Annotated in this window: 8 protein-coding genes; 2 read left to right on the top strand and 6 right to left on the bottom strand. The window is 61.7% G+C overall.

The window, feature by feature from the left end:
• Positions 1-93: 93 nt before the first annotated feature.
• Positions 94-834: a helix-turn-helix transcriptional regulator gene (locus tag AC4CWF_RS00970; RefSeq protein ID WP_491283284.1), complete on the bottom strand. Its 741-nt coding sequence runs from the start codon at positions 832-834 to the stop codon at positions 94-96.
• Between the two features lie 234 nt (positions 835-1,068).
• Between AC4CWF_RS00970 and AC4CWF_RS00965 the strand changes: the two genes are divergently transcribed.
• Positions 1,069-2,883: a glucan ABC transporter ATP-binding protein/ permease gene (locus AC4CWF_RS00965; RefSeq protein ID WP_491283283.1), complete on the top strand. Its 1,815-nt coding sequence runs from the start codon at positions 1,069-1,071 to the stop codon at positions 2,881-2,883.
• Between the two features lie 543 nt (positions 2,884-3,426).
• Here AC4CWF_RS00965 and AC4CWF_RS00960 read toward each other — a convergent pair.
• On the bottom strand, positions 3,427-11,907 hold the full coding sequence (locus AC4CWF_RS00960) for a glycoside hydrolase family 94 protein (protein ID WP_491283282.1): 8,481 nt from the start codon (positions 11,905-11,907) through the stop codon (positions 3,427-3,429).
• Positions 11,908-12,468: 561 nt separating this feature from the next.
• Entirely contained in the window at positions 12,469-12,633 is a 165-nt protein-coding gene (locus AC4CWF_RS00955) for a hypothetical protein (protein WP_491283281.1), read from the bottom strand.
• Between the two features lie 193 nt (positions 12,634-12,826).
• Here AC4CWF_RS00955 and AC4CWF_RS00950 point away from each other — a divergent pair, with 193 nt between their 5' ends.
• Positions 12,827-13,948: an NAD(P)/FAD-dependent oxidoreductase gene (locus AC4CWF_RS00950; RefSeq protein ID WP_491283280.1), complete on the top strand. Its 1,122-nt coding sequence runs from the start codon at positions 12,827-12,829 to the stop codon at positions 13,946-13,948.
• A 9-nt stretch (positions 13,949-13,957) separates the two neighbouring features.
• Here the strand turns inward: AC4CWF_RS00950 and AC4CWF_RS00945 are convergent, their stop codons facing one another.
• The 3 genes from AC4CWF_RS00945 to AC4CWF_RS00935 all read right to left on the bottom strand — a co-directional run bounded on the left by AC4CWF_RS00945 (position 13,958) and on the right by AC4CWF_RS00935 (position 18,021).
• On the bottom strand, positions 13,958-14,776 hold the full coding sequence (locus AC4CWF_RS00945) for an endonuclease/exonuclease/phosphatase family protein (RefSeq protein WP_491283279.1): 819 nt from the start codon (positions 14,774-14,776) through the stop codon (positions 13,958-13,960).
• A gap of 75 nt (positions 14,777-14,851) precedes the next feature.
• On the bottom strand, positions 14,852-16,312 hold the full coding sequence (gene cls, locus AC4CWF_RS00940; protein WP_491283278.1) for a cardiolipin synthase: 1,461 nt from the start codon (positions 16,310-16,312) through the stop codon (positions 14,852-14,854).
• A 281-nt stretch (positions 16,313-16,593) separates the two neighbouring features.
• The gene (locus AC4CWF_RS00935; protein ID WP_491283277.1) at positions 16,594-18,021 is read right to left on the bottom strand and encodes a M20 family metallopeptidase; all 1,428 of its coding nucleotides are present in this window, start codon (positions 18,019-18,021) and stop codon (positions 16,594-16,596) included.
• Positions 18,022-18,035 lie beyond the last annotated feature (14 nt).

Raw genomic sequence — 18,035 nt, 5'->3', positions numbered from 1 at the left:
GTCATTCGCGGGCATGCTGCACCCGCGAAGAGATCATTACCGCCTTTTCACGGAAGTTCAATTTCCCGTGGTCAAAATTCTGTCAGCTTCCCGTCAGCTTACCAGACCGAGACGAAAGGCGGTGGCAATGACATGCTGGCGGTTCTTGGCGCCAAATTTTTCCTGGATCACATTGATATACCAGTCGACCGTATGGCTCGAGATCTGCAACTCCTTGGCAATCTCGTTGGAGGTCATGCCATCGGAGAGAAGCGACAGCACCTCCATCTGGCGTTTTGTCAATTCGGTGTCGAGAACCGCAAGCTTTTCAAGCTCGCTCGCCGTGCCACGCAGTTCGAGAAAACGCCAGAACAGCCGGCGCATCGCCGATTCAAACAGCGAAACCTCCGCCGGCGACAGATCGACCGCCCCGCCCCCCAGCGCGACGTGGCCGAGCAGGCCGTTGCGGCCATGGACCGGGAAAGTATAGCCATCTATGAGACGGTATTTCGCGGCATCCTGCAACAGGCGCAACATACGCTTGCGATAGGGATCGTTCTTGAAGCTGTTGATCGCATCCCGCCAGCGGTAAGGACGCTGGGCCACCATCAGCATGCGGCGAACAGGATCGACCAGTCCGTATTTCTTGGCGACATACGCCTTGCGCCAGCCTTCCGGCCAATGGCCCGCCAGCATGAAATCGGAAAGATCGGCATTCGGTTTGTGGTGCAACCATACGCCATAAAAGTCGAAACCGTACGCGGAAAGGAGATTTTCAAGTTCCCGCGTAAGTTCTTCCGGCGATTTGATTTCGTTTATCAATATCAAAACTTGCAGAATTGAGTGAATCTTCACTCATACCCCCTGCCACGGATAGCCATGGTCAATTATTGTTTAAACTACTTTACCCCCATTACCCGCACCAGCCCTGTTGCATTCCTGTTAGCATGAACTGAAGTAAGGCGACGATATTCCATAGTGGGCTCTATTCTCGCGGCGATTGCAAGGGGGATCTTGTGGCACGGGGGCGATAGCCATAATGCTCCACAAGGCAGGGTGGCATCGTCGTTCACCCTCCATACAGGTCCGATGCGCTATGTCAGGATCGATGCAGTCAGTATCGAGGTAATATCTTTGAGCTTGTTTCAGGTTTATGCGAGAGCACTGAAATACCTGGGATCCAGCAGGGTCCGGGTGTCTCTCGTCGTTGTGGCGAATATCGTGCTGGCCATCATCACGATTGCCGAACCGATCCTGTTCGGCCGCATTATCGATGCGATCTCCGGCGGTGGCGACGTCACGCCCATCCTCATCCTCTGGGGTGGCTTTGGCGTGTTCAACACGGTGGCCTATGTGCTTGTCGCCCGCGAGGCGGACCGGCTGGCGCATGGACGGCGCGCAACGCTTCTGACAGAGGCCTTCGGCCGCATTATTTCCATGCCGCTGTCCTGGCATCACCAGCGCGGCACGTCGAATGCGCTGCACACGCTGTTGCGCGCCAGCGAAACGCTGTTCGGCCTCTGGCTGGAATTCATGCGCACGCACCTGGCAACCGCCGTTGCTCTGGTGCTTCTGGTGCCCACAGCGCTTTCCATGGACTGGCGTCTGAGCTGCGTGCTGATCGTGCTCGGCATTGTCTACTGGATCGTCGGTCGCACGGTGATGAACCGGACCAAGGAAGGCCAGGCCTCCGTGGAAGGCCACTATCACACGGTGTTTTCGCATGTGAGCGATTCCATCAGCAATGTTACCGTGCTGCACAGCTACAACCGTATCGAGGCGGAAACCCGCGCGCTGAAGAGCTACACCGAGAACCTCCTGTCGGTTCAGTATCCGGTGCTGGACTGGTGGGCGCTCGCCAGCGCGCTCAACCGCATGGCCTCCACCATCTCGATGCTGATCATCCTCATCATCGGCGTCATTCTGGTGCGCGACGGCCAGATCCGGGTCGGCGACGTGATTGCCTTCATCGGCTTTGCCAATCTTCTGATCGGCCGCCTTGACCAGATGCGCCAGTTCGCCACGCAGATTTTTGAAGCCCGTTCCAAGCTGGAGGATTTCTTCAACCTGGAAGATTCCGTCAAGGAACGCGAGGAACCGGCCGGCGCCATCGATCTCCACGACGTGCGTGGCGAAGTGGAATTCCGTAACGTTTCCTTCGATTTTGCCAGCACGACGCAAGGCGTTCGCGACGTGTCCTTTACCGCAAAGGCTGGCCAGACGGTGGCGATCGTCGGCCCGACGGGGGCCGGCAAGACAACGCTCGTCAACCTTCTGCAGCGCGTCTACGAACCGCAATCCGGCGCAATCCTCATCGACGGCACCGATGTCGCCAAGGTCACCCGCAAATCACTGCGCCATTGCATCGCAACCGTGTTCCAGGATGCCGGCTTGTTGAACCGCTCGATCAGCGACAATATCCGGCTTGGGCGCGAAGGTGCGTCTGACGCGGAAGTGACGGCTGCTGCCGAAGCGGCCGCCGCGACCGACTTCATTGAAAGCCGTCTTGCAGGTTATGACACGCATGTCGGCGAACGCGGCAACCGCCTTTCCGGTGGCGAACGCCAGCGCATTGCGATTGCCCGCGCCATCCTGAAGAACGCGCCCATCCTCGTGCTCGACGAAGCCACCAGCGCGCTCGACGTGGAGACAGAGGCCCGCGTCAAGGAAGCCATCGACCGGCTGCGCCAGAACCGCACGACCTTCATCATTGCCCACCGTCTTTCGACCGTGCGCGATGCCGATGTGGTACTGTTCCTCGACCATGGCCGGATCATCGAGAAGGGCACCTTTGACGAGTTGAGCGCCATGGGCGGCCGTTTCGCCTCGCTTCTGAAGACCAGCGGCATTCTGGCCGATGACACCAAGACGGCAGAAGCCCTTGCCCTGCCGCAACCGGCCTGAAGGCCTGCCCGCGGACCGAAGCCTTTCCGCAAGGCACCTGCAAGAGCATCGTTTATTCCACCAGCAGACCGGCTATACATGACGTGTAGCCGGTCTTTTTGCGTCCGGTGCTGACCTGTCCGGCACCGCGCTGGTCAACAGGCCATACGGCCGACGCTGATGACGGACGCCCATCCTCCTAACCATCTGAAAAGAGGCAGTTTTCAGACCTTGGCTTTCGGCGGGATAGATGCGCGGACGACCCTCCGATAGCTACTACGCAGGGAGTACAGTCGCCTCAGTGGGCCTTGGCCGATACGACGATGCGCGCCTTCCATGCTGTCCCAATGCCGGCCATACTTTCCCACCGCCACCACGCACAGTGCGCCTCCAGAACCATCGGACGGCCGAAACGACTTGCGATGCGGTTGAATGCGTCCGACGAAATGCTGTTCCGTCTCCATAAAAGTCCGCCGCCGCTGCGGTTCGGCGCAGGATCAAAACAAGAAGGCCCGGCTTGCAAAGCGAGCCGGGCCTTCTTTCATTCGTTGACGATCCCAAGGATCAGGCGAGCAGGATGCCCTCGTCTGCGACAACAGGCGTTCCATCCACCGTGACCACGGCTTCCGTCTCGCCGACTGCCTTTTCCACGACGATGCGGCGGCTCTTGCCGGCCAGCAGAAGATCGGCGGTAAAGCCGGTCCATTCGCTCGGCAGAACGGGGCGAACGAACAGGCGGTTGCCTTCGCGGCGGATACCGAGAATGCCTTCGACGGCGGCACGGTAGAGCCAGCCGGCCGAGCCCGTATACCAGGTCCAGCCGCCACGGCCGGTGAGGTCGCCGACGCCATAGACGTCTGCGGCCACCACATAGGGCTCGACGCGGTAGGTTTCGGCAGAGGCCTGATCCAGCGCGTGATTGACCGGGTTGAGCAGCTGGAAGGCTTTCCAGGCATCGTCACCGCGCTTCAGGCCGGCGAGCGCCAGCACGACCCAGATGGCCGCGTGGGTATACTGGCCACCGTTTTCGCGCACGCCCGGCGGATAGGCCTTGATATAACCCGGGTCCTTCGGCGTGTTGGCAAAGGCCGGCGTGAAGAGGCGGATGATGCCATCCTTCTCGTCCACCAGCTTTTCCATCACGGCATTCATCGCCTGTTCCTGACGGGCCGGATCACCTTCGCCGGAGAGCACGCTCCACGACTGGCCGAGCGAATCGATGGCGCATTCGAGGTTGCCGTTGGCACCGAGCGGGCCGCCATCGTCAAAATACCCGCGACGATAATAGGTGCCGTCCCAGCCGGCGGTTTCGAGCGCCTGCTTCAGCGATCCCAGATGCGCCGTCCAGCGGCTGACGCGACCGTCATCGTTGCGTGCTTCCGCATAGGGCAGGAAGCGGCGCAATGCGGCGGCGAGGAACCAGCCGAGCCAGACGCTGGTGCCGCGTCCGCCCACGCCGACGCGGTTCATGCCGTCGTTCCAGTCGCCGCCGAGGATGAGCGGCAGGCCGTTGGAGCCGGTGCGGACAATCGCCAGATCCAGCGCACGTGCGGCATGCTCGTAAAGCGAGGCCGTCTCGGACGAAACCTCCGGCTTGTAGAAGGCATCGTGCTGGCCGGGCGTCAGTGCCGTGCCCTGCAGGAAGGGCAGTTGCTCCTCCAGCACGGCGGCATCGCCGGTCGTGTGGATATATTCATGCGTTGCATAAGCAAGCCACACCACGTCATCGGAGATGGTCGTGCGCACGCCGGCACCGGTGCCCGGAAGCCACCAATGCTGCACATCGCCTTCCTTGAACTGGCGGCTTGCGGCATTGACGATCTGGCGGCGGGCCAGGTCCGGCTCGTGCAGGAGGAAGGCCAGCGTATCCTGCAACTGGTCGCGGAAGCCGAAGGCGCCCGACGACTGGTAGAAGGCCGTGCGCGACAGGATACGGCAACCGAGTGCCTGATAGGGCAGCCAGGTGTTGACCATATTGTCCAGCGCCTTGTCCGGGGTCTGGATCTTCAGGCGGCCGGTAAAGTCCTGCCAGAAACCATTGGTGGTTTCGAGCACGGTTTCGAAGGACGAAGCCTTCACATCCGCGGCAAGCTCTGCTGCCTCTGTGCGTGTGCCGCAATCCCCCATGAAGAAGGTCACGACCTTCTCTTCGCCGGGCGCCAACTCGATATCGCAGGCAAGAGCGGCGCAAGGCGCGCCATCCGGCTCCAGCGCACCGTTCAGACCGGAAGCGGTGATAACCGCCGTCGGCGCTGCAATCGAGCCGAAGCGGCCGATGAATTCGCGCCGGCTGGTGGTGAAACCAGACGCCGTGACATCGGTGCCGAAGAAGGCCGTGCGATGGTGATCGATGCTGTAGGGGTTCGTCGCAAAGAGCGCCCCCGTTGCCTCGTCACGGCCGCTCAGGATGAAGGACTGCGTGCGCTGCGGATTGTTGCCGAGGATCCATTCGGCATAACCATAGACGCGCAGGCGGCGGGGCTCATCGCTTGTGTTGGCAATGGTGATCTTCGAGAACTTGACCGGGCGCGTGCGATCAACCGTTTGCGTCAAGGTGAGGGAAAGGCCCTCTTCCTTGGCGGTAAAGGTTGAATAGCCAAGGCCATGGCGGGTTTCGAAGGCGACCGATGGCCGGCGGGAGAGCGCGGCAAACGGCGTCGAAACCTGCAGGCTTTCCAGATCGGCGACATAGAAAGCTTCGCCCGGACGGTTGATGACCGGATCGTTCGACCACGGCGTCAACTGGTAGTCGCGCGAGTTCTGGCTCCAGGTGAAGCCGGCTCCTTCGGCAGAAATGTGGAAGCCGAAGTTCTCGTTGGAGATCACGTTGATCCACGGCTGCGGCGTGGCGCCGCCACCGGCAAGACGCACGACATATTCCGTGCCATCGCCAGAGAAACCGCCGTAACCGTTCCAGAAGTCGAGATCGGTGGTAGGCGTTGCAACCGGCGCACCGAAATTGTCGGCGGACAGAAGCACGCGGCGATCCGTTTCCACCTCGACGCCGCGCGGCGACGAGAAGAGCGAGACGGCGCGGTTCACCTGATCCTCGATCTTGCCGTTGCGGGCGTGAAGAACGACACGCGAGGCGGCAATCAGGGCGGCCCAGGTTGCCTCGTCCATCAGGTCGCGGCGAAGCGCAAATACCTGCTGGCGGCCATCGGACTGGCCGAGGCGGCGCACGCTTTCGCTGATATGATCGATGGCGTGCTGCATGTCCTGCGCGTAGGAGGCAGGCTTTTCATTGACGACGGCAAGATCGGCCATGACACCGCGGGAGCGCAGGTATTCCTGCGCCGACAGCGCCTCCTTCACCACATCCATGTCGATTTCGTCATTGATGCGCAGCGTGAAGATCGGCAGGTCGCCGGAGATCGACAGGCCCCAGAGCTGGCGCTGCGAGGCAAGACCGGCTTCCACCGTTGCCGCATCGGCGCGCAGATACATGTCGGGATAGACGAGGTAACGGCCGAGATGCTGGAAGGCGGCCGCCTGCTGGGAGCTGATGCCGATATGGCGCATCTGCACCTGAACGCGGGTCCAGGCCTGCGTCAGTTCCGAGCCAAAGGCATCCGGGTGACGATAGCGCTCGATGGCACCGTCGAGTTCCTCGCGGCTCGGGGCAGCGATCGTCCAGAAGATGACGCTGACCTTCTTGCCGGCCGGCACGCGCACGACGCGGCGCAGCGACAGGATAGGATCAAGCGTAAAGCCATCCGTGCCGGAGAGCGTCGCATCCTGATCGAAGGCGGCAGCCTCGGCAAGCGTGCGGCCACGGCCGATAAAGCGGCGACGATCCGTTTCGAACTCGGTCGGGCGCGACGAGCCGGCATTGTCGGCGGCCAGATGCGCGATGTGCATCGACGGTTCGTTCGGGTTGCGCTTGTTGCGCCAGGCACGGATCACATCACCGCGACGGCCGATCTCGGTGCGAATGAACATGCGCGAGAACACCGGATGGGCGTTATCGTCATCTTCATTGGCAATCACCGGCTCCAGATAGGAGGTCACTTCGATGAAGCGATCTTCGGTGCCGGTGTTCAGAAGCGTCAGGCGGCGGCCTTCCGCATCGTGTTCGGTTGCCACGATGCATTCGACGGTGCTGGTGAGCGTGCCCACGGTCTTGACGAATTCGGCCTTTTCATCGCCGAACACGGTTTTCACCTTTTCGCCTTCCGCCCGGCGCGGCTCGGCCGTCGTCGACCACCACTGGCCACTTGCCGTATCGCGCAGGAAGAGGAAATTGCCCCAGCGATCCTCGACCGGATCGGCCTTCCAGCGGGTGACCGCCATGCCGTTCCAGCGGGAGTAACCGGTGCCGGTTGCCGTCAGCATGGTGGAATAATGACCGTTGGACAGGAAGACCAGTTCGCGGTCGCGGCTGGCGGGATCCTGAATGGTGCGGATTTCCGAGCGCAGCAGGTCCGCCTGGCCCTTGCCGGGCGTTTCCGGCTCATACTTGGAGCCCATGACGGGCACTTCGCGCGGCGCCTTTTCCTGCAGCAGAAGTTCAGCGGCTTCCACCACCGGATCGGCATGGAAAAGCTCGCGCAGCTTGCCGTTGTTGACGACGTTGGCAATGGCTGCAATCGACATGCCGTGGTGGTGGGCATAATAGTTGAACACCACGGCGCATTTTTTGCCTTCCGGCACGCGCGTCGGCGTGTAGTCGACGGCATCATGGAAGCCGTATTTGCCGAGCGCACCGACGGCGCGCAGCTTTTGCAGGTTTTCCAGCGCTGCCAGCGGATTGTATTGGCTGGCGAGGATCGATGCATAAGGCGCGATGACGGCGTTCTGGCCGAGACCACGTTTCAGGCCGAGCGTCGGCACGCCGAAGTTCGTGTACTGGTAGTTGAGGTTATGGTCGCGGGCATTAAACGCGGCCTCCGAAATCCCCCAGGGGATGTTCAGCCGGCGGCCGTGGTTCATCTGCTCCTCGACGATCAGGTTGTTCGTCTGGTTCAGAATCCCGCCCTGCCGCTCCTGCATGACGAGCGGCGGCATCAGGTATTCGAACATCGAACCCGACCAGGAGATCAGCGCGCCGCGCGCACCGATCGGCACGACCTGGCGGCCGAGGCGGTACCAGTGTTCGGTTGGCAGATCGCCCTTGGCAATCGCAAACAGGCTGGTCAGGCGGCATTCCGATGCCAGAAGGTCGTAGCAGGCCTCATCCAGATCATTGCTTTCGACACGGTAACCGATCGACAGCAGACGCCGGTCCTTGCGGTAAAGGAAGGTGAAGTCCATCGAGAATGCGAGCGTGCGGGCACGGTCACGCAGCTGCGTCAGGCGCTGGCGCAGCGGCTCGATATTGGTCATGTCGAACGTGGTATCGGCAATATGCGCTTCGCAGGCACCCACCAACGATTCCGCCCAGCGGGTGACTTCCATGCTCTGCGCGGAACTCACCTCATGATCGAGGTTGGAGGCCAGCTTCTGGATGTCACGCGCCAGAACCGCAAGGTTGATGATGCGGATCGAGGCAAACTCATGCTCGCGCTTGACCGCAGCCAAGGCATTGGCAAAACCGATGATCCGCTCTTCCAGACGCCGGCGCAGCGGACGCACCGTCTTGCGATCGTCAGGCAGTTCCTTCAGCACTTCCGAAAGGATACCGGCAACGTCGCCGATGCCATCGAGCGAGGCCTGCAGATGCGCGGACGGTGCTTCCGCCCATTCGCGGCAGGCGGAAGAGACGGCAATCAGGTGGCCGGCAAGGTTGCCGCTATCAACAGTCGAGACATAACGCGGGCCAAGCGTCAGCAGGCTATCGGTGTGGTACCAGTTGAACAGGTGGCCACGGAACTTGTCCATCTTTTCCACGGTCGCAACCGTGGCTTCGATGCGCTCCAGCGTATCCTGGAAGCTGATCCAGCCGAAATGACGCGCCGAGACGACGGAGAGCAGATAGACGCCGATATTGGTGGGCGAGGTGCGCTTGGCAACGATTGGCTCGGGCTTTTCCTGAAAATTGTCCGGCGGCAGGAAATGCTGGTCTTCGGTGACAAAGGCCTCGTAATACCGCCAGGTGCGGCGCGAGATCTTGCGCAGTTCCACCGAGACGGCTTCCGGCACGAAAAGGCGATCTTCGGTTTCCGCCGACTGACTGACATACCAGGCAACGAGCGGCGAAAAGACCCAGAGAAGCACGAAGGGAATGCCGACGAGGAAGGCATTGTCATCCGGCAGCGCGGCAATCATCAGCGCCACCACGGCAGCCACCGGCGCATGCCACATGGAGCGGTAATAATCCTGCGGCGTGCCCTGCGCCGACGACTGGATGCTGGCGGCGGTGCGCCATTCCAGCATCTGCTTGCGGCTGACGAAGAGGCGATAGATCGAGCGCACGATGGCATCGATCATCCGGAAGGCGGAATCGGCGATAAAGACGATGCGGAGCGCCACCTGGGCATTGGCCGAGCGGATATCCGACCAGACGGAATAGAAATGCGCGCTGGGCACGATATCGGTCGAGCGCGGCACGATACCGGTGATGAGCGAGAGCGTCGGCGCAACAAACAGCGAGAAGATCAGCAGGATCTGCCAGATCAGAGCGCCAAGCGGATCCATGAAATACCAGCCGAGCACGGAGGCGAGGAACCAGGCGATCGGGGTCAGCGACCGGCGCAGGTTGTCGACCATCTTCCAGCGACCAAGGGCGGTGACGCCGCGCAACGGATCGAGAATATAGGGCAGCAGCTGCCAGTCGCCACGCGCCCAGCGATGCTGGCGCGACACTTCCACCTCATATCGGGTGGGGAAATCCTCGACCAGTTCCACATCGGTGATGAGGGCGCAGCGGGCAAACGAGCCTTCAAGAAGGTCGTGACTGAGAACCGCATTTTCTTCGACGCGGCCGCGCAAGGCGGTCTCAAACGCATCGACGTGATAAAGGCCCTTGCCGGTGAACGAGCCTTCGCCGGTCAGATCCTGGTAAACGTCGGAGACGGTAAAGACGTAAGGATCGATACCCCGGCTGACGGAATAGACGCGCTGGAAGACGGAGGCATCCTTGCCCGTCGTCAGCGATGGCGTCACACGCGGCTGCAGAAGCGCATATCCGTGAATGACGCGGCCGGACTTCGGATCGTGTACCGGACGGTTGATCGGGTGATGCAGCTTGCCGACGAGCTTGGTCGCCGCATCGCGCATCAGGCGCGTATCGGCATCCAGCGTCATCACATACTGCACATTTTCGGGCACCGTATTGGCGCCTTGAAGATAGGTCGTATCCTTGTCGCCGCGCAGCAACAGGTTCAGCTCGTGCAGCTTACCGCGCTTGCGCTCCCAGCCCATCCAGACACCTTCGGAAGGGTTGTAGAGGCGGCGGCGATGCAGCAGATAGAACCGCGTCCGGCCATCGAAGGCATAACGGTTGCTGAGCAAGGTGATCTCGCGACGGGCATATTCCAGCACTTCGAGATCCGCATCGGTCTGCTCGATGGCGCTGTCTTTCCAGTCGCTCAAAAGCGCGAAATAGATCTCGCCATGCGGGTTCGCGAGGTAGTGAACCTCGAGATTGCGCACCAGTTCATCCACCGTATCACGGTTGTTGATGATGCAGGGCACCGCCACAAGCGTGCGGGCGTCTTCCGGAATACCGTTCTTGAACTCGTAGCCGACAAGCCGTGAAGGCTTCACCACATAGGTGACGAGCGTGTTGAAAAGCCCCGTCGCGCCTTCCGACGCCGGCAGCGAGAACATCAGCAGGAACAGCACGATAACCGGCCAGGACATGCCGGCATGGGCCAGAAAACCGCCGACGATGGCAAGCGCAAGGAAGGTCAGCAACAACACAGGCACGGCAACCGACAGCCAGTTCATCGACTGGATGGTGCGGGTGATGCGCTGGCCGATGGTCGGCGTGTAACCGACCGCCTTTTCCAGTTCCGGACGGTACATGCCGGTCAGGAAAGCGCCGACATTGGCCTTGTGCGGATCGGGCTCCGGCGCACTGCGGGCTTCGTCTGCCAGCGCGATGGCGGCACGGGCCACTTCGATTTCGCTCTTGCCGCAATAACGCGCGAGCTTTTCGATGCGGTTGCGGTAGGAGTTGCGCGAGCCGAAATCCAGCTCGTTATAGTCGCTCTGCGCGCGCAGAACCTGGTCGACAAGGCAGACCTCCTCGAACCAGACGCTCCATTCGGTGTCGTCGATCTCGCGCAGGCTCTTGATGATGTTGCCCATCGTCACGTTGCCGGAGGAGAGGCGGTTGTGTTCCGCCATCATCACTTCTTCGGTGTCGGTGCCGGCCTTTTCCAGCTGGGCTTCCAGCCAGGAAATGGCAAAACCTGACGATTGCGAGGCGTTGCGAAGACGATAGACGAACTGCGTGGCAAAGGTATTGTCGCCGGTCAGCGGCTGGATGCGGGCAAAAAGATCGCTGCAGGCGGCCTCGTCGTTGAGACGGATCACCTCGTCGGCGGCTTCGTTCGCCTTCTGGCGCATGTGGCGCGAGCGCTCGACGCGGATGGAGATGCGGCGCAGGTTTTCGATCAGCACAAAGCGCATGAAGGACGGCAGCGCCCAAAGCTCGCCGATTTCCAGCGACTGATGGACCTGGAACCCTTCGGTCATCGCCGTCAGGTTATCGCGCGACAGGCTGCTATGGGTATGGGCAACATAGAGCCAGGCGAGCGCCAGCACCCGCGGGATCTCGATGGAACCCACCCGCATCGTCGGCAACTGCTTGTAGAACTTGCGCGGAAAGTCACGGCGGACTTCCTGGATCGCTTCCTCGACGATGTAATGGTTGTCGAGCAGCCATTCCGCCGCCGGCGTAATGGTGGCGCCGGCTTCCACATCCCTGGCTGTCGAGCGGTAGACCCGCAGGATTTCCTTTTCGTTTTCCTTGTGCCGCTCGCGGAAATCGAAGGACATGAAGCCAGGCAGCGATTGGGTTCCGTCGCGCGCCAGCGCTTCGCCGCAGGCGCGCAGATCCTCTGCATTGAAATAGGTCGCGCGGATCGCCTCGTTATGGTCGATCTGCTTACCTTCGGTTTCACGCGGGGTCGCGGCAGGCGTATTATGAAATGACATTGTGGCGGCTTCTAAGAATTGAGTGGCACTGTCTTAGCGAAAGAGCGGGGTCGGCTGGCGCCGATAACTCAGGTCCGGTTCGGCTTCATGAGTGCAAAAAACGGAAGGGAGGACGGCACCGGGCGCAGGAGCGCGGGGCGGCCGAAAACGCGAACGAAAGGACACAACCTGTTCACATGCTTCTCCAAAACTATCACCGCTCGCCTCTATCCCGCCAGGTCTGAATGAAACCTGAACGTAATCAGCCGGTTGGAAGACCAGATCGATGCCTGATGCGGGGCCACGCGACAAGACGCGATGCACGCTGACGGATGTAAGCCGAAAGCGCTGCATTTGGTTCCATGACATCAAGCTTTGATGCTTTCAAGGGCGATTCCACGGGCAAGGGCCCGCGCGGCCAAAAACCCTGCGCGGCCGGCCTTTGCGGCGACACAGCGCCGAGGTTGCAGCCGCTGCATTCGCCGGCAGCAGGCGCCGAATGCCCAAACGAAAACGGCCCCTTGCGGCCCGTGAAACGTCACGGAGGCGCGCAAGAGGCCGTAGAGGAGAAACAGAAATGGCCTAGCTGAACAGGCCAAGGATGCCGGCGGCAACGAAAATAAAGGCGGCAGCAACGAGTGCCGCATGCAGATGCCGCATCAGGTACTTTCGGCTGGCAGATAGTGCGGACGTGGCGGAAGGTTCGATGCGGGGGCGGAAAGGTACCGGATGATCGACATGGCTCATGCGCGTCTCTCCCTTGAACATCGTTGTTCATATTCGGTTAATGTAGCTTAACTCTACGCAATTGGTAGAGATAATCTTGCGCCAGAGCGAGCTGGTGTGAAAAATCTTTCCCGACAGCCGCACCGGGTAACGGTTGGAGCACGGGAACTCCTGGGATATGCCGAACGAGGACAGGAAGCGGAGGAGAAGTTTCGTGGCGGATGTGGATGCGATTATCGTCGGAGCCGGCGTCATCGGGCTTGCAGCGGCACGCGCACTTTCGCAAGCCGGCCGTTCCGTTCTGCTGCTGGAGACCGAAGGCGCCATCGGCACCGGCACTTCATCGCGCAACAGCGAGGTGATCCATGCGGGCCTCTATTACCCGAAAGACAGCCTCAAGGCGCGGCTCTGCGTCGAGGGCCGGCACAAGCTTTATGCGTTCTGCCAGTCGCATGGCGTGGCGCACCGCCGATGCGGCAAGCTGATCGTCGCGACCGAAGAGGCGGAAATTCCGCTGCTTCAGACGCTCGCGGAAAAGGGCGCGGCCAATGGCTGCGACGACCTGCAGATGCTGACAGCCGATGCGGCGCATCGTCTTGAGCCCGCGCTGTCCTGCCTTGCCGCGCTCCATTCACCCTCGACCGGCATTATCGACAGCCATGGTTATATGCTGGCGCTGGAGGGCGACGCACGGGACGCCGGCGCCCTCATCGCCTTCCACGCGCCGATCAAATCGGCCCGCGTCACACCGGATGGCTTTGTCGTCAGCGTTGGCGGCACGGACCCGATGGAGGTGTCTGCCACGCTGCTGGTCAATGCCGCAGGGCTGCATGCTTCCGAGGTCGCAAGGATGATCGAAGGGCTCTCCCCGGATGCGGTGCCGGAGACGCGTTATGCCAAGGGCAATTATTTCATGCTGCCAACACGCGCACCCTTCAGCCACCTGATCTACCCCGCCCCCCACGCCCATGGGCTCGGCGTTCACCTGACGCTGGATCTGGGTGGTCAGGCGCGCTTCGGCCCTGATGTCGAATGGGTCGAGACCATCGATTACGCGGTCAACCCGGCGCGGGGAACAAGTTTTGATGCGGCCGTACGCCGTTACTGGCCGGACATGCCCACGGGCGAACTGGTGCCCGGTTATGCCGGCATCCGCCCGAAGATCAGCGGGCCGGCGGATCCCGCCGCCGATTTCCGCATCGATGGGCCGCAGGTGCATGGGGTTGCGGGCCTCGTCAATCTCTTCGGTATCGAAAGCCCAGGGCTGACCGCCTCGCTGGCCATTGCACGCGAAATCGCCAACCGACTGCTTGCCGAACGCGGTTGTGCCGAATGATCGCTGCCGTCAGGCCGGCACGTGATGGCGGACCCGCGCCTTGATCGGCAGATGATCGGAGGCGATGCGGGCAAGCGCCGTATCATGCACGCGCACCCGCTCGATAAGACCGGGACGGTTGCTCATGATGCGGTCGAGCGCCAGAACCGGCAGGCGCGAAGGAAAGCTCGGCACGGCGGCCGGCATGCCGCGAAAGATGTCCGACAGCGAATTCAACGAGGAGCGATCCCCCAGGCGCCATTCATTGAGATCCCCCATCAGGATGGTCGGTTGTTCATCCCGGGCGCCAATCACGTCAAGGATCATACGCGCCTGCTGCTGGCGCGAGCGGTTGAGCAGGCCAAGATGCGCGGCAATCACCCGAAGCACGTTACCGTCCTTCATCTCCAGCTCGGTGATCAACGCACCGCGTGGCTCAAGTCCCGGCAGTTTTACCTGATGCACATCGCGCACCACGCCTTCGCGGAAAAAGAGCACATTGCCGTGCCAGCCATGCGCCTTGGAAACGCCTGAGAGCGGCACCGGCGTCAGCCCGGTCTCGCGCTCCATCCAGTTGAGATCGAGAAGCCCGCGCCGCTCGCCGAACCGCGTATCGGCCTCCTGCAGGGCCAGCACGTCGGCACCGATTTCGCGGATGACATGCGCGATGCGGCCGGGATCGAACTTGCCATCGACGCCGACGCATTTGTGGACATTGTAAGAAGCGACCAGCAGGCTTCCGCCATCGCCCGTCTCGGCCTCGTCCTCAAGCACCTGGTCCCGCTGCTTGCGGTTGCGAAGCGAGGCAAGGATGTTGGCCCGCAGATTGGGATTGCCGGAATTTTTCATGCGCGGGCGGACGATTTCATCAAGAGAACCATGAAGCGAGTATAGCGCCCGGACGGGGAGCTTCCAGATGCGGTGTCAAAGATAAGGTGACCCGAGCCAGAGAATACGGTCGAACAGCCGCGCCAGAAAAGGCCGCGCCCGCCAGTCTTCCATCGTCACCGGTTCGGCTTTCGTGAGCATCCGTTCGATCCGTTCTTCGAGACGGGCTGCCAGCTCGATATCGAAAATTTCCATATCGACCTCGAAATTGAGGCGCAGCGAGCGAGGATCCATGTTGGACGAGCCGACATAGGCCCAGCGGCCATCCACCACCATCAGCTTGGAGTGGTTGAACGGGCCGTTGGCGCGCCAGAGCCGGCAATCGCCCTTGAGGATCTGGTCGAATTGCGCCGTCATCGCCCGGTCGACCAACGTCAGGTTGTTGGAAGCGGGCACGACGATATCGACCGCCACGCCGCGCCGGGCAGCCGTGGCAAGCGAGGCAATCAGCTCGCGGTCGGGCAGGAAATAGGGCGAGACGATGCGGATCGACGAGCGGGCGACGGAAAAGGCCCCCATCAGCATCTTGTGGTTCGTCTCAAGGCTGCGGTCGGGGCCGGAGGCGACGGCGCGCACATAAACAGCGCTTCCCGGGTCGCTGACGGGCGGCTCGATCTGCCAGGCGGGGCCGGACAGCGTTTCACCATTGGAAAAACGCCAGTCTTCCGCCGCCACCGACAGGAGATCGGCAACGATTGGGCCGGTCATGCGGAAATGCGTATCCATGGCATGATCGTCTCCGGCGATTTCCTGCGAGAAGGCCTCGCGAATATTGATGCCGCCGGTAAAGGCGATGGCCCCATCCACCACCATGATCTTGCGGTGGGTGCGTAGGTTCGCATAGGGCAGCCGCAGGCCGACAATCACATTTCCGTTGAACACATCGACCGTCACGCCGCCATCGCGCAGCAGGCCAAGCACGCTCGGCACCGAATAACGGGCGCCGACGGCATCCACCAGAACCCGCACGCTGACGCCGCGTTTTGCCGCATCGGTGAGCGCTTGCGCAAAACGGCGGCCGATGCGGTCGCGATCAAAGATATAGGTTTCCAGAATGACGCTGCGGCGGGCGCTTTCGATGGCTTCCAGCATGGCGCCATAGGCCGCGTCGCCGCCCTCCAGCACCTCGACGCTGTTGCCGGTGGTCAGAAAATAACGCGTCACCCGGTCGCCCAGCGTCTTCATCGCCAGAAACCGCCGGCCGAACTGCGAGGCCACCATGGTATCCGTCGCGTCATAGGATTCGAGGTGATCGAGAAAGGCGTCTCCCAGCTTGGAGCGCTGGTTGCCGATGGCGCTGCGACGAATGCGGTTAATGCCGGCAATGAGATAAAGCAGCGCGCCGATGATCGGCGACAGGAGGATGACGCCGACCCAGCCGATGGCCGAGCGCACCTCTTCCTTGGTCATGGCCGCATGGATGGCAGCCGTCGCCCCCATCACGACCGACAGGGTAAAAACGATGTGCGGCCAGTAGGGCGATAGAAGATCAAGCATGCGCCCAGATATAGGCGTCTCCATCGCCGGTGCAATCCACCCGCGATGGCTGTTCTTCATGAAGGGGCATTGGGTCGTGAACGCCGCCCCGCCTGATCAAACAACTTTCGCCGATAACGCGCCTATCCGCCAAACGGGCCGGCGAAAAATCTTGGGCATCGCAAGCGTCGGTGCCATCAACACCGTCTTTCAGGCGATGGCGACAGCCCACACAACAGAACCAAAAGCGCCTGTGTCATGCCTTCGTTAAAAGCTACGGCGCTCGAATGCCGAAAAATCTTTTAACGACGGCCGCCCATGGCAGCGACCGGCGGTTCGGCTTCCGGCGGGATGGGGCTGCGATAGGCCTGGCCCTTCAGCCGGCGCTTCAGATCGGCCTTGGCCGCATCGCGCAACTGCTCGGACTGGAGCGCGGCAAGTCCCGTTGCGGCCATCACCTTGGCTGTGGTCACCATGGCCTTATGGGCAAGCGGGCTCTTGCCCTGCGCCACTACCTGCCAGGTGTGCAACTGCGTGCCGATGGCAAGCGACGGCCCATAGGCCTGCACGGTCGGCACCACCCAGCTGACATCGGCGACGTCGGTGGAACCGCCCATCTGGCGCACTTCGTTGTGGCGCGGCAGGATGAAATCGGCAAGCGGCACGTCGCGCTCGTCCAGCCGCTCCTGCGCCCAGCTTGAGGAAATATCCTCCGGGGTCAGCGTCGCGCGGATCTTTTCGGCAAAGGCGCGATCCTCATCGTTGAAGTCAGGCGCGCCAACGCTGTCCCAGACATCCTGCATGGCATCCATCAACGGCGTGTTGACGATGAGGTTCGAGACGCCGGACAGAATGGCGCTTTCCACCTTCGTCTCGGTCATCAGGGCTGCACCCTCAGCCACTTTCTTCACCCGCTCGATCAACGAGAACAGGCCGGCCAGTTCCGGCGCACGCACCACGTAACGCACCTTGGCATGGGCTTGCACGACGTTTGGTGAAATGCCGCCGGCATCCAGCAGGGCGTAGTGGATACGGCAATCCTGTTGCATGTGTTCGCGCAGGTAATTGACGCCGACGCTCATCAGTTCGACGGCATCGAGCGCACTGCGGCCAAGCTCCGGGCTTGCCGCGGCATGCGAGGCGCGACCGGTGAAGGTGAAATCGATGCGGCAATTGGCAAGCGACGTTTCCCGCTGCACGCCGGCAAAATTGCTCGGATGCCAGCAGATGGCGATATCGACATCCGAAAACGCCCCGGCGCGCACCATGAACGCCTTGGCGGCACCGCCTTCTTCAGCCGGGCAACCGTAATAACGTACGCGGCCGGGCGTTCCCGTCGCTTCCAGCCAGTCCTTGAGCGCGGTTGCTGCCAGAAGCGAGGCGGAGCCTAAAAGATTATGGCCGCACCCATGGCCGTTGGCGCCGGCGGTCAGCGGATCGTGATGGGTGACGCCCGCCTTCTGGCTGAGGCCGGCCAGCGCATCGAATTCGCCGAGAACGGCAATCACCGGGCCGCCTTCACCCGCCTCGCCGATCAACGCGGTTGGAATATCGGCGACGTTTTCGGTGATGGCAAACCCTTGAGCCTCCAGCATTTCCCGGTGGGCGGCGGCCGACTGCACTTCCATGTAGCAGGTTTCCGGCGTTGCCCAGACCCGGTCGCTCAGTTCCGTGAACACCTCCCTCTTCCTGTCGATGGCCTCGAAGATCTGGGGGAGATTGCTGTTCATGGACATAAGATTAC

The sequence above is a fragment of the Neorhizobium sp. PAMB6630 genome (assembly GCF_058242775.1).
This window is presented reverse-complemented; position numbering and strand designations above follow the sequence as displayed.